The following is a 13,357-nucleotide window of genomic DNA, read 5'->3' on the forward strand; positions in this document are numbered from 1 at the left end:
CCCATGACGTTTCAGACCTCCGCCTCCTTCGCCGCTGCGAAGAAGAATCGCGTTCCACTGGCACAGATCGATGTGCGTGGCACCGATGCCGCGAGCAAGCTGGCCCGGGTCCTCCCGGCCGCCACCGACCGCTCTCTGCGTGCTTCCACCTTCAACTCGGCGCTCTAGACTGGCGGAATGACAGGACCCCTGGTCCCATTCCGCGAGATCGTTTTGAAGGTTCACAGCAGATGTGATCTTGCATGTGACCATTGCTATATCTACGAACACGCTGATCAGAGCTGGCGTACCCGCCCGAAGGCAATCTCTGACGAAGCGATTTCCTGGACAGCTCTGCGACTGGCCGAGCATGCCAAGAGCCATGCCCTGCCCTCCGTGTCAGTGATCCTGCACGGAGGGGAGCCTCTTCTGGCGGGGCCCGCACGACTGCGACGCGTCTGTGAGGAGCTCACGAGAGCACTCGACCCCGTCGCCGCACTCGACCTTCGTATCCATACGAACGGCCTACAGCTGAGCCGCTCGTACCTCGACCTCTTCAGCGAGTTCAACGTCAGGGTCGGGATCTCCCTCGACGGCGACAAGGCCGCGAACGACCGCCATCGCCGCTTCGCCGACGGCCGCACCAGCCACCCCCTGGTCCTCAGAGCCGTCGACCTGCTCAGGCAGGACCGCTACCGCCATCTCTACCTCGGTCTTCTCTGCACGATCGATGTGGCCAACGACCCGATCGCCGTGTACGACGCGCTCACCGAGCTGGAACCCCCGCGGATCGACTTCCTCCTGCCGCACAGCACCTGGGACGACCCGCCCGCCCGCCCCGACGGCTCACCCACCGCGTATGCCGACTGGATCCTGGCGATCTTCGACCGCTGGAACCAGCAGGGCAGGAACGTGCCGGTACGGCTCTTCGAGTCCGTGCTCTCCACCCTCAGCGGCGGCCCCAGCCTCACCGAATCCCTCGGCCTTGCCCCCACCGACCTCGTCGTGGTGGAAACCGACGGCACCCTGGAGCAGGTCGACTCGCTCAAGAGCGCCTACGAAGGCGCGGCAGCGACCGGATTCGACGTCTTCACGCACCCCTTCGACGCTGTCGCGGCCCACCCCGGTGTCAGGGCGCGCCAACTGGGGCTCGCGGGAGTCAGCGCGACCTGCCGGCAGTGTCCCGTCGTACGGTCGTGCGGCGGCGGCCTCTACACCCACCGCTACAGCTCCCGCAACGACTTCGACAACACCTCCGTGTACTGCACCGACCTCGAAGCACTGATCCGGGGCATCGAGCAGCGCACGGCCGCATCGACGGTCTCCCTCGCGGTCACGGACCCCGGCGTACTCATGGCCGAGCACCAGGACCTGACGCGCATGCTGCTCGCCGACGTCCACGCGGAACTCGACGGGCGCGGCGGCGAAGCCTGGGACGAGGCCTGGGAGCTGGCGTCCGCTCTGGAAGGGCGCTCCGACGCGCTCGACGCGGTCTACGGCCATCCCTACACCTACACCTGGCTGCAGGCCTGCCTGGCCGCCCTGCGTGACGGGCTGCCCGAGGCGCCCGCCCTCGCTCTGCGGCTGCCCGCGTACCTCGCCGCCGCGGTGGTACGGGGCGGGCTCGACATCCCCGTACGCGTGCCGTACGAGAGCGGCACGCTCCGGCTTCCCACGCTCCGGCTTCCCACGCTCGGCGAACTGCGGCTGGACGGCCCGGACCGGCGGGGCAAGGCCGAGGTACGGCCGGCCGGCAACGGGCTCCTGGTACGCGTGGACGGGCGCGAGCCGCGCCACGTGGACACCACCGAGGAGAGCGCCGACTGGCGGCCCGTCCGCACACTCGCCGCCGAAGGCCCGCCCGCGCTGCGGCTCGACGACCTCGACCCGTACCGCGACTGCTTCGGCGTCCCGGTAGGCGAGCGCCTCGGCTCGCGGGAGGCGGCCCTGTGGGGCGAGCGGCTGGCCGAGGCATGGGCCCTGCTGCGGCGGGCCGCACCGGAGCAGGCGACCGATGCCGCGGACTGTCTGACCACTCTGACCCCGCTGGCCGCGGGCGAACCGACGGCGCGCCTGCACGGCTTCGGGGCGCTCGGTATCGCCCTGCCCGCCACGCCCGGAGAGCTCGCGCCCGCGCTGCTGCGCGGATTTCGGCGGGCCCGGCTGCACGCGCTGCTCGACGTCACGGATCTGTACGCGCAGGACGGCTCGTGGCGCCACCCCGCGCCCTGGCAGGACGAACCGGTCGTGGTGTCCGAGCTGCTGGCGGGGGCGTACGAGCGTGTGGGGCTCGCGGCCTTCGAGCCGGACCTGGCCGAGGAGGCCAAGCGCGCGCTGGAGACCCTGGGGCGGGCGGCGGAGCTGACCGTCGGCGGGCAGCGCCTGCTGGACGAACTCTGGAAAGAAGCCGGCCGTGGGTGAGGGCGGGCCAAGAAGGGCACTGGCGCCGTCCCTGCGAGGGCTGACGCGGTCCTTACGGGGGCTGGGCGTACAGGACGGCATGACGCTGCTCGTCCACGCTTCCCTGCGCGCCACCGGACTTCAGGCGGAAGCCCTCCGTGACGCGCTCCTCGAGGTGCTGGGTGGGGACGGCACGCTCGTGGTGCCCGCCTTCACCGCGGGAAACTCCGACACCTCGCCCTCGTACCGGGCCCGTGTGCGCGGCATGACACCCGAGCAGTCGGCGGCCTTCCGGGCGGAAATGCCGGCCTTCGACGCCGCGACGACGCCCAGTCAGGGCATGGGCCGGTTGGCCGAGTCCGTGCGGACCGCCGAAGGGGCCGTGCGCAGCGCCCATCCGCAGACCTCTTTCGCCGCGCTGGGACGCCGGGCCGCCGAATTGCTCGCCGTACATCCACTGACCTCGCATCTCGGCGAGGACTCGCCGCTCGGAGCCCTGTACCGGGCGCGGGCCCAGGTGTTGATGATCAATGTGGATTTCGATGTCTGCACCGCATTCCATCTCGCCGAATACAAGACCCGTGCTCCTGCCCGGACCTACCGTTGTGTGGTGCAGCGACATGGTGGGGGTAAGGAATGGACTGAGTACGAAGACATCGAACTTGACGACAGCGATTTCGGCGCGATCGGCGCCGCCTTCGCATGGGGTATGGAGCAGAAGGGACAACTGGGGGGAAGACCGGCAAGGTTCTTCTCGATCAAGGAAGCGGTCGACCATGCGGAGCGCTGGATGACCGAAAAGCGGTGTTGATTGACTGAACGTCGGGGGGATGGAGTGTGTCGGGCTCCGGAATGATTAATTCGCTCGCATCTCTCATCGATGCCGGGTGTGAGGTCGGGCGTTCAGGCAGGACGGGGGTCGTGTGTCGGATTCAGCGCAACGGGCGGCGGATCATCGGCCGTACTTCTTCTTGAGTTATGCGCATACGCCGAGGTACGGGGCTGGGGGCCCGGACCCGGACATGTGGGTGGAACGGCTCTTCCGTGATCTGTGCGGCCATGTGATGGCCATGACCGATCTGCCGGCCGGCGCGCCGGCCGGGTTCATGGACCGCGAGATCCGCTCCGGCGAGGGCTGGTCGGAGCGGCTGGGTGAAGTTCTGGCCACCTGCCGGGTGTTCGTCCCGCTCTTCTCGCCGCGGTACTTCGCCAGCGAGATGTGCGGCAAGGAGTGGTACGCCTTCGCACAGCGGGCGATCTACCACCAGGCGAAGAGCAACAGACCGGCCGAGGCGATCGTGCCCGCCCTGTGGGTGCCCATACCGCCGGAGCAACTGCCGGGCCCCGCGGAGCGGTTGCAGTTCAACCACCGCGCCTTCGGCGACCGCTATGTCACCGACGGGCTCTACGGACTGATCAAACTCCGGATATTCGCAGAGGAGTACGAGGCTGCTGTCTATGAACTCGCCAAACGCATCGTCAGCGTCGCCGACACTACGCGCGTCGGCTCCGGCAGTCCGGTGGACTACCGGCAGGCGCCCAGCGCCTTCGGCAAGCCCACCGGCGGCCCCCGTCCGATGCATGTGACGGTTGCCGCGCCGACCAGCCACGATCTGCCCGAAGGCCGGGCCCCCGACTACTACGGCAAACAGTCCCAGGACTGGAATCCGTACCACCCGGACTCCGCGAGGCCGTTGGCGTATGTCGCCCAGGACCTGGTGCGTTCGCTCAACTACCAGGCGACGGTCTCCTCGTTCGACCACGAGTCGCCGCCCGACGCCGGCCAGCCGCCCACCCGGCCCGAGATACTTCTCGTCGACCGCTGGGCCCTGGAGGACGAGGACCGCCGTCAGCGCCTCGCCGCCTTCGACGCGGAACCGCGCCCCTGGGTGAGCGTGATCGTCCCCTGGAACCGTGACGACCCGCAGAGCCGGGCCGCCGAGGCCGAGTTGGCCGAGAAACTGGAGCGGACCATGCCGCATCAGCTGCGCCACGGCCGGGCGGCAAGCCGGGCAGCCGCCAGAGGAGTGCTCAGCATGGAGGCTTTCGGCCAGATCCTGCCCCAGGTGGTGGAGTCGGCGGCCCAGGAGTATCTGCGGCACGCCGAGGTCTTCCCGCCCGCGGCGCCGCCGCCCCCCGGAGCCCGTTCGTCCGAGCGGCCCCGGCTGCGCGGTCCGATGGCCGAGTACGGCACCACTCACTACGTCCCGAACACGCGTGGAATCGCCCCCGATGCGGAGGACACGGATGACAGCCAGTCGTGACGGGCGCATCGTCACCTTCTATTCGTACAAGGGAGGTACGGGCCGCACGATGGCCCTGGCCAACGTCGCCTGGATCCTTGCCGCGAACGGCAAGCGGGTCCTGGCGGTCGACTGGGATCTCGAAGCCCCCGGCCTGCACCGCTTCTTCCATCCCTTTCTCGACCCCTCCACGCTCGGTGCCACCACCGGGGTCATCGATCTGATCACCGAGTACGCCTGGGCGGCGACCAGCCCCGAGCCGCGCCGCGACGACTGGCACCGTGACTACGCGCGTATCCAGCCGCACGCCGTCTCGCTCACCCCCGAGAACCTGGGCTGGGAGTTCCCCGACGGGGGCACGCTCGACTTCGTCTCCGCGGGCAAGCAGAACCGCGAGTACTCCGCGACCGTCTCCACCTTCGACTGGGACAACTTCTACGACCGTCTGGGCGGCGGCCACTTCTTCGACGCGCTGCGCGAGGACATGAAGGCCAACTACGACTACGTCCTCATCGACAGCCGTACCGGCCTCAGCGACATCGCCGACATCTGCACCGTCCATCTGCCCGACGTGCTCGTGGACTGCTTCACCCTCAGCGACCAGTCCATCGACGGCGCCGCCGCGGTGGCCCGGCAGATCGACGAGCGCTACGGCGGCCGCGGCATCAAGATCTACCCGGTCCCGATGCGGATCGACGAGGGCGAGAAGGAGAAGGCGGACGCCGGACGGGCCCTGGCCCGGCTGAAGTTCGACCGGTTCCCCAACGGTCTCGCGGGCGAGGACCTCACCGCCTACTGGGGCGCGGTGGAGATTCCGTACCGCCCCTACTACGCCTACGAGGAGACCCTCGCCACCTTCGGCGACGAAGCGGGTCTGACCAACTCCCTGCTCTCCGCCTTCGAACGGCTCACCTCGGTCGTCACCGAACAGCGGATCACCTCGATGCCCGCGGTCGGCGAAGAGGTCAGGCTCCGCATCAGGGACGCTTTCACCCGGCGCCGCCCCGCCCTGCCCGCCGACCTCTACCTCAGTTACGTGGCCGAGAACCGCATGTGGGCCGACTGGGTCGAGTACCAGCTCACCCGGGCCGGGTTCCGGGTCGTGCCGCGCGACGTCTCGGCCGAGCGGGATCCGGCCGACGCGGCCGAAATCGCCGCCGAGAACGCAGCGCGCACCGTCGTGCTGCTTTCCAGCGCCTATCTCAAGTCCTCCCGGGCGGTGGAGGTCTGGTCGCGCGCCGCGGCCGAGGACCCCGGCGGCGGAAGACACCATCTGCTGCCGATCCGGGTCGGGGACGTCAGACTCACCACCCCCTACATCGACCGCAACCCGGTCGATCTCTTCCGGCTCGACGAGGTGCACGCCACCACCGCGCTGCTGCGCGCACTCGACCGCCCGGTCCAGCTGCCCGACAGCGCATCGCCGGGACCGCGATTCCCCGGCACGGTGCCCAAGATCTGGAACGCGCCTCCCCGCAACCCCGGATTCACCGGGCGCTCGGTGGTGCTGGAGCGGATGCGCGACCAGCTCGGCGGCGGCATGGCGGTGGCCGCGGTGCTGCCCCAGCCGCAGACGCTGTACGGGCTCGGCGGCGTCGGCAAGACGCAGGTGGCCCTGGAGTACGTCCACCGCTTCATGGCGGACTATGACCTGGTGTGGTGGATCTCCTCCGAGCAGCCCGACGACGTGGTCGCGGGCCTCGCCGAACTCGCCGTGCGCCTGGGCGCCCAGGGCGGCGAGGACATGGCTGCCGCGTCCCAGGAAGCCATCGATCTGCTGCGGCGCGGAGTGCCGTCCTCGCGCTGGCTGCTGGTCTTCGACAACGCCGACGACCCCGAGCAGCTGAAGAAGTTCTTCCCGCCCCAGGGACCCGGGCACATCCTCGTCACCTCCAGGAACCAGACCTGGTCGCAGTACGGGGACGCGCTGCCCGTCGACGTGTTCCTGCGCGAGGAGTCCATCGAGCACCTCCAGCGGCGCGCCCGTGGGCTGAGCATCGAGGACGCGGACCAGGTCGCCACCGCCGTCGGCGATCTGCCGCTCGCCGTCGAACAGGCCGCGGCCTGGATCGCGGAGACCGCCACACCGGTCGCCGAGTATCTGGAACAGCTCAAGGACCAGGCCGCGAGCGTCCTCGCGCTCAACCAGCCCGCCGGTTATCCCGAGCCGGTCGCCGCGACCTGGAACGTCTCCATCGAGCGGCTCAAGGAACGCTCACCGGCCGCGGTGCGCCTGCTCCAGCTCTGCGCCTTCTTCGCGCCCGAGCCGATCTCCGCGAACCTCCTCTACAGCAAGGAGATGATCGACGCACTCAAGCCGTACGACGCCTCCCTGCAGGAGAAGCTCGTACTCGGCCGGGTCATCCGCGAGATCGGCCGGTTCGCGCTCGCCAAGGTCGACCAGGTCTCCAACTCCATCCAGGTGCACCGGCTTGTGCAGGCGGTCATCCGGGCCCAGCTGACCGAGCAGGAGCAGCAGGACGCACGGCACGCCGTCCACCGCGTCCTCGCCGGCGCCCGGCCCGACGACGACGAGCCGATCGACAACCCCGAGACATGGCCGCGGTTCGCCACCATCTGGCCGCATCTCGGCACCTCCGAGGCCCGGTTCTGCAAGGAGCCGGAAACCCGGCGGCTGCTGATCGACCGGGTGCGCTACCTGTGGAAGCGCGGCGACCTGAACACCGCGTACACGCTCGCCGAGGAACTGCGCGAGAGCTGGCGAGAGATGCTCGGCAACGACGATCTCCAGTATCTGTATCTGCGCTTCCACCTCTCCAACATCCTTCGCTCGCAAGGGCGTTACGTGGAGGCCAAGGAGCTGGACGAGGTCACCCTGGAGCGCCAGCAGGCGGTTCTTGGCCCGTCCCATCCGCACACGTACATGACCACCAGCGGTCTCGCGATGGACCTGGGCACGCTCGGCCAGTACGGCAGGGCGATGGAACTGGCCACCGAGGCGCACGAGGGATTCAGCCAGATCTTCCACGAGTCCCATCCGCGTACGCTCGCCGCCGCCAACAACCTGGCGCTGAATCTGCGCATGGTCGGCCAGTACGCCAGGGCGCGCGAGATCGACCAGGAGGTCTTCGACCGGCGCACCGAAGTCCTCGGCCCGGAGCATCCGTACACCCTGTCCTCGGCGATGAACCTGGCGCGCGACCTGCGTGAGGTCGGACGGTACGAGGACTCGGTCTCGCTGCTCAGCCGGACGTACGAGCTCTACAAGGAGCAGCTGGGCCGGACCTTCCCCGGCACGCTTGCCGCGGCCAAGAGCCTCGCCGTCTCGCTGCGCAGGGCAGGCAGGCTGGAGGACGCGCGCCGGCTGACCACGGCCACGCGCAACCGCTATCGCGCCAAGTACACCTCGGCCAACCCGGACTCGCTCGCCTGCGATCTGAACCTTGCGGCCGACCTGTTCGCGGCCGGGGAACCGGTGGCCGCGCGGGACCTGGCGCAGGAGGTCGTCGACCAGTACCGGAAGGTGCCGGGCGAACGGCATCCGTACACGCTCGCCGCCAGCAACAACCTCGGCATCTTCCTGTGGGGCTGCGGCGATGCGGAGGCCGCGGAGGCGGTGCTGCTGAAGGTGTCGAGGACGATGCGGGAGGTCCTGGGCGAAAGCCATCCGCACGCCCTGTACGGCACGATCAACCTGGCCAACGCCCTTGCCGATCTGGGCGGTCTGGAGGAGGCGCTGGAGATCGAACAGCGGACGGTGACCCGGCTGCGGGACGTGCTGGGGCCGCACCATCCGGAGGTGCTGGGCATCGCGTCGAACATGTCGGTCACGCTCGGCCTGCTCGGCCGCAAGGACGAGTCGGCGCAGCTGAGGGCGGAGACGGTGGAGGAGCTGCAGCGGCTGCTGGGCGAGGATCACGCACTGACGCGAATCGCCCGCGACGAACGCCGCGTCCACCGCGACCTGGAGCCCCTGGCAGTCTGACCGGGGCTCCGCTCCCGGACCCGGCCGGATGCCCGCGCCGGGCCCGGGGGGCGGGCTGGCGACGGCTCGGCCCTGCCTGGGGCTCCGCCCCGGACCCCGAGCGGGGGCTCCGCCCCCGAACCCCGCGCCTCAAACTCCCCCAGACTTCGTCCGGGGGGACCCCCACGGGGCTGAATGTTCAGCCCGTCCGGCGTTTGAGGACATGCTGCCGAAGGTCGCATACGGGGGTCCAGGGGGCGAGCCCCCTGGTTGCGGGAAAGGTCACGCCTCCAGCAACCACGTCAGCACCCGCGGCAACGCATGCAACGCATCAAAATGCGCCGCCGCCGGTTCGAGCACCGCCGTCGCCCCCGGAATCCGCTGCGCCAGCCACCTCGAGTGCCCCACCGGCGAGAACACGTCCTTCTCGCCGTGCCACAGCATCACCGGCCCCTTGATGTCCGCCGGGTCGAACCCCCAAGGGCTGCGGAACGCGAGCGCATCGTCGATCCACCCGTACGCCGAAGTACGCAGCGCCTCCTGGTAGTTGCGCAGAAGCATGGACCTGACGCCCGCATCCGCCACCACCATCCGGTCGGAGTCCGTCAGTTCACGCCGCAGATCATTGAGCAGCCGGATCGGGTCCTTCCTGATCTCTGCGGACCGCAGGATGAACCGCTGGATCAGTCCCGCCGGGTCGTCGGACGCCGTGGTGTACTCCAGGACATTCGACGCGGCCATGCCCTCGAACCAGTCGAGCCCGTCCGCGTCCCTGGGCGCGAGCGTCACCAGCGCGGCGGTGCGGGTGATCCGTTCCGGCATCAGGGCCGCGCAGGCCAGCGCGTGCGGCGCGCCGCCCGAGCGGCCCACCACGGCGAACCGGTCCAGGCCGAGTTCGTCGGCGATCGCCCGTACGTCCTGGGCCACATCGGCGACGCTGCGGCCAGCGAGCCGGTCCGAACCGCCGTAGCCGGGGCGGTCGTACGCGATCAGCTGGGTGCCGCGCTGGTACAGGACCATGCCGCGCGGCGCCGGGCCGAGCCGGCTGCCCGGGGTGCCGTGTAGCAGGAAGACGGGTCTGCCGCGCGGATCCCCCAGCCGCTCCACCATCAGATGCCGCCCGTCCGTCGCGCGCACCCGACGTCGCAGCACTCCCGCGCCCCCCTCCGAAGTACGTGCCGGTCCGCGCAGTACGTGCCCTGTGCAGACAGGCTGAGCCAGGCATTCCCCGCCCCTTCGATGATTACCCATCAGGGTCCTGACCGGGACTCCCTTTGACGTCATTTGGGGGTTACCGTCGAAGAGGAACGTGCATGCGCGTCCACATCGCACCCCAGGGGGCCGTGATGGTAGAGGCACTGGTGGCGGCCGCAGCGACCGTCGCGTCCGCGGGCGTCGTCTATGTCATGGCGGCGGCCCGGGTCGTGAAGCAGTACGAACGAGGTGTGGTCTTCCGGCTCGGAAGGGTCCGATCTGCCGTACGCGGCCCGGGTTTCACGCTGATAGTCCCCTTCGTGGACCGGCTCCGTAAAGTCAATATGCAGATCGTGACGATGCCGGTGCCCGCGCAGGACGGCATCACCAGGGACAACGTGACGGTGCGCGTGGACGCGGTGATCTACTTCAAGGTCGTGGACGCCAGCGAGGCCATCGTGCAGGTGGAGGACTACCGGTTCGCGGTCTCGCAGATGGCGCAGACCTCGCTGCGGTCGATCATCGGCAAGAGCGATCTGGACGATCTGCTGTCGAACCGCGAAAAGCTCAACCAGGGCCTGGAGTTGATGATCGACAGTCCGGCGATCGGCTGGGGTGTGCAGATCGACCGGGTGGAGATCAAGGACGTGTCCCTGCCGGAGACGATGAAGCGCTCGATGGCGCGGCAGGCGGAGGCGGACCGTGAGCGGCGGGCGAGGGTCATCAACGCCGACGCGGAGCTGCAGGCGTCCAAGAAGCTGGCAGAGGCGGCCGGAGTGATGTCGGAGCAGCCCGCGGCGCTTCAACTCCGCCTGCTGCAGACCGTGGTGGCCGTCGCGGCGGAGAAGAACTCCACCCTGGTGCTGCCGTTCCCGGTGGAGCTGCTGCGCTTCCTCGAACGCGCCCAGCAGCCACAGCAGCCACAGTCACCCCAGCAGCCACTGCCGTCGCCGGATTCCGGCTCTGCGCAGTCGGAAACAGGACAGGACTAGTCCTTACGCCCCGCCCATGGGCCGATTGCGCGCGGTGTTCGCACATCGGAACCGCCCAGTGCGAACGCCTCCTGTGAAGGCGCTGTGAACGCACCTGTGTTGTCGTGTGCCCGTCCTGAAGTCGACCTTGTGTCCTACCAGTCGGTATCGGAATAGTGGGCGCCCCATCCTCCGTGTCCAGGGCACCCCACTTGCCCGGACGCGGCCCCACAGGAGGTCGATGTTGAAGCACCGACGGATACCCAAGAGAAAAGCGGCGATAGCCGGCGGCGCGGTTGCCGCCCTGGTGGCCGCGGGCGTCACCTTCCAGAGTGCGAACGCCAGTGACGACACTGAGCGGTTCGCCGTCAAGCCGCTGTCGGCGGTTGCGGCCGGAAATCTTGCCTCCACCCTGAGCAAGACGCTGGGCGGCGACGCCGCAGGCACGTACTACGACGCCGACACCAAGGCGCTCGTCGTGAACGTCCTCGACGAGAAGGCGGCCGAGTCCGTACGCGAGGCGGGCGGCAAGGCCCGGATCGTGGAGAACACTCTCGCCGAGCTGAAGTCCGCCCGGCAGACCCTCACCGCCAAGGCGACCATCCCCGGCACCTCGTGGGCCGTCGACCCGGTCACCAACAGGGTTGTCGTCACCGCCGACCGTACGGTCAAGGGCGCTCAGTGGACCAAGCTCAGCGAGGTCGTCAAGGCTCTGGGCGGCAAGGCCGAACTGAAGAAGTCCGCCGGGGAGTTCAAGCCCCTGATCGCGGGCGGCGACGCCATCCACTCCGGCGGCGGACGCTGCTCGCTCGGCTTCAACGTGGTCAAGGACGGCGAGCCGCACTTCATCACCGCCGGACACTGCGGGCAGGCCGGCAGCGAGTGGTCCGACTCGGCGGGCGGTGCGGCGATCGGCTCGATGGTCGATTCGCAGTTCCCCGACAACGACTTCGCGCTCGTCAAGTACAGCGGCAGCACCGAGCACCCGAGCGAGGTCAACCTCTACAACGGCAGCTCGCAGGCGATCACCAAGGCGGGTGAGGCGACCGTCGGCATGAAGGTGCAGCGCAGCGGCTCGACCACCCAGGTGCACGACGGCGAGGTCACCGGGCTCGACGCCACCGTGAACTACGGCAACGGCGACATCGTCAACGGCCTCATCCAGACCACGGTCTGCGCCGAGCCGGGCGACAGTGGCGGCTCGCTCTTCGCGGGCGACGCCGCGATCGGGCTGACCTCGGGCGGCAGCGGCGACTGCTCAGCGGGCGGTGAGACCTTCTTCCAGCCGGTGACGGAGGCGCTCTCCACGTTCGGCGCCGAGATCGGCTGACGAGATAGGGAGTGTCCGCAAAGTCTCGCCTGGCTCGCGACGCCCTGCACGCACGCTCGCTGCGTTGCCGAAATGCCCAAGTAGCTCCGCTACGAGGGCATCCCGGCGCCTTGCGATCGCACGCACCGGACGCCGCGAGCCCCGCCCTTCGGGCGGACGGCGATACTTTGCGGACACTCCCTAGGGCTTCGCCCCGGACCCCTGGCCGATCGAGGCGCGGGGTCCGGGGCGAAGCCCCGCTTCACGTCGTCGGCCTGCGGCTCCGGAGCAGCGCCAGCCCCGTCGTGACCAGCGCCCCTCCCGCCGCCCATGCGGCGAGGACCCACATCGGACCCGTCATGCCGTTGCCCTTGAAGTACGCGATCGAGCGCGCCGAGAAGGTGCCCGCGCCCGGCGGCAGCGCCGGTCCGATGGCCCGCCAGAACGGCGGCAGCAGCGGATAGGCATACGCCCCGCCCGCGCTCGGATTGCCGAAGACGACCACCAGCAGGATCGCCAGACCGATACCGACGATGCCCGCGAGGCCCTGGAAGGCCAGCGTGATCGCCCCGACCGCGAAGACCAGCAGTGTGCCGAGCCCCCACAGGGCCATGATGCTGCCGGGCAGCGCGTCCAGGATCGGGCCCGCGATCACCGTACCCAGCAGGCCGGCGGCGATCGAGTACAAGAGCAGCACACCCAGTCTGATCAGGGCACGCGCCGTATTGGCGGGGCGGGCGCCATGGCTGATCGCGAGGATCGCGGCGCACAGATAGCCGCCCACGCACCAGCCGATGGCCAGGTAGAACGAGGAGAGCCCGCGCGCGTCGCCACTGGCGTTGGGGACCACGTCCACGACGGCCACCGTCCGCCGCTGCGCTCTTTCCGTCGTGGCGATGACCTCGGTGAGAGCCTGCGAGAGCGAGGCGCCCGATGCACTGGCGACCAGGAGTTTGTCAGCGGCGCCCCGCGGGTCGACGATCAGCGCCCCGTCGACGTCGCGGTTCTGGATCTGCCGCACCGCCGTCGCCTCGTCCTCGACGGCCCGCGGGTCGAGCGGATCGCCGGGCAGCGCGGAGAGCCGCTGTACGGCCTGGTCGGTGATCTGCGCTGCGGGCGTGACGACGGCGAGCGGGATCTCGTGCGGCTTCGGATGGTGGAAGGCGCCGATGTACGACGTGATGAAGGCGAGCTGGAGTGCCAGCACCCCGATGACCAGGACCGCCGCCCGCACACTCACCGCGTCCTTGAGCTCGTCGACGAAGCCGGTGCGCGGGCCGTCAGATGTCCGGTTCATGGGCCCCACGCTCCGTGTCACCCGGTGTTTTCGCAGGTG

9 protein-coding genes are annotated in these 13,357 nt (G+C 69.5%); 7 read left to right on the forward strand and 2 right to left on the reverse strand.

All coding sequences use genetic code 11. From position 1 onward, the window contains the following. Positions 1–3 precede the first annotated feature (3 nt). The 5 genes from fxsA (at position 4) to fxsT (ending at position 8,568) form a co-directional block, all read left to right on the forward strand. A complete protein-coding gene (gene fxsA, locus OOK40_RS08870) occupies positions 4–168 on the forward strand; it encodes an FxSxx-COOH cyclophane-containing RiPP peptide (RefSeq protein ID WP_266478029.1) in 165 nt (54 codons plus the stop codon). A gap of 9 nt (positions 169–177) precedes the next feature. Beyond that, complete coding sequence (gene fxsB, locus OOK40_RS08875; protein WP_266478031.1) at positions 178–2,400, forward strand: radical SAM/SPASM protein FxsB, inactivated metallohydrolase extension form; 2,223 nt, start codon at positions 178–180, stop codon at positions 2,398–2,400. Positions 2,401–2,479: 79 nt separating this feature from the next. Next, complete coding sequence (locus OOK40_RS08880; protein ID WP_266478033.1) at positions 2,480–3,190, forward strand: aminoglycoside N(3)-acetyltransferase; 711 nt, start codon at positions 2,480–2,482, stop codon at positions 3,188–3,190. Between the two features lie 112 nt (positions 3,191–3,302). Beyond that, positions 3,303–4,643, forward strand: coding sequence for a TIR-like protein FxsC (locus OOK40_RS08885; RefSeq protein ID WP_266478035.1), 1,341 nt, complete (start codon positions 3,303–3,305; stop codon positions 4,641–4,643). After that, positions 4,627–8,568, forward strand: coding sequence for an FxSxx-COOH system tetratricopeptide repeat protein (gene fxsT, locus OOK40_RS08890; RefSeq protein WP_266478037.1), 3,942 nt, complete (start codon positions 4,627–4,629; stop codon positions 8,566–8,568). Before OOK40_RS08885 ends, fxsT begins: the two co-directional genes overlap by 17 nt. A 261-nt stretch (positions 8,569–8,829) precedes the next feature. On the opposite strand, the gene OOK40_RS08895 is transcribed toward fxsT, so the two are convergent. Continuing rightward, a complete protein-coding gene (locus tag OOK40_RS08895) occupies positions 8,830–9,696 on the reverse strand; it encodes an alpha/beta fold hydrolase (RefSeq protein WP_266479038.1) in 867 nt (288 codons plus the stop codon). A gap of 197 nt (positions 9,697–9,893) precedes the next feature. Here OOK40_RS08895 and OOK40_RS08900 point away from each other — a divergent pair, with 197 nt between their 5' ends. Beyond that, positions 9,894–10,733 carry a slipin family protein gene (locus OOK40_RS08900; RefSeq protein WP_266479041.1) on the forward strand — a complete coding sequence of 280 codons (840 nt, stop codon included), beginning with the start codon at positions 9,894–9,896 and terminating at the stop codon, positions 10,731–10,733. 223 nt (positions 10,734–10,956) lie between these two features. Further along, positions 10,957–12,042, forward strand: a complete 1,086-nt coding sequence (locus OOK40_RS08905) for a S1 family peptidase (RefSeq protein ID WP_266479044.1) — start codon at positions 10,957–10,959, stop codon at positions 12,040–12,042. A 241-nt stretch (positions 12,043–12,283) separates the two neighbouring features. Here OOK40_RS08905 and OOK40_RS08910 read toward each other — a convergent pair whose 3' ends face one another. Next, positions 12,284–13,318 (reverse strand): DUF3533 domain-containing protein, encoded by a 1,035-nt coding sequence (locus OOK40_RS08910; RefSeq protein ID WP_266478039.1) that lies wholly within the window; start codon positions 13,316–13,318, stop codon positions 12,284–12,286. Positions 13,319–13,357 lie beyond the last annotated feature (39 nt).

This window comes from Streptomyces sp. NBC_01481 (assembly GCF_026339995.1).
Taxonomy (GTDB): domain Bacteria; phylum Actinomycetota; class Actinomycetes; order Streptomycetales; family Streptomycetaceae; genus Streptomyces.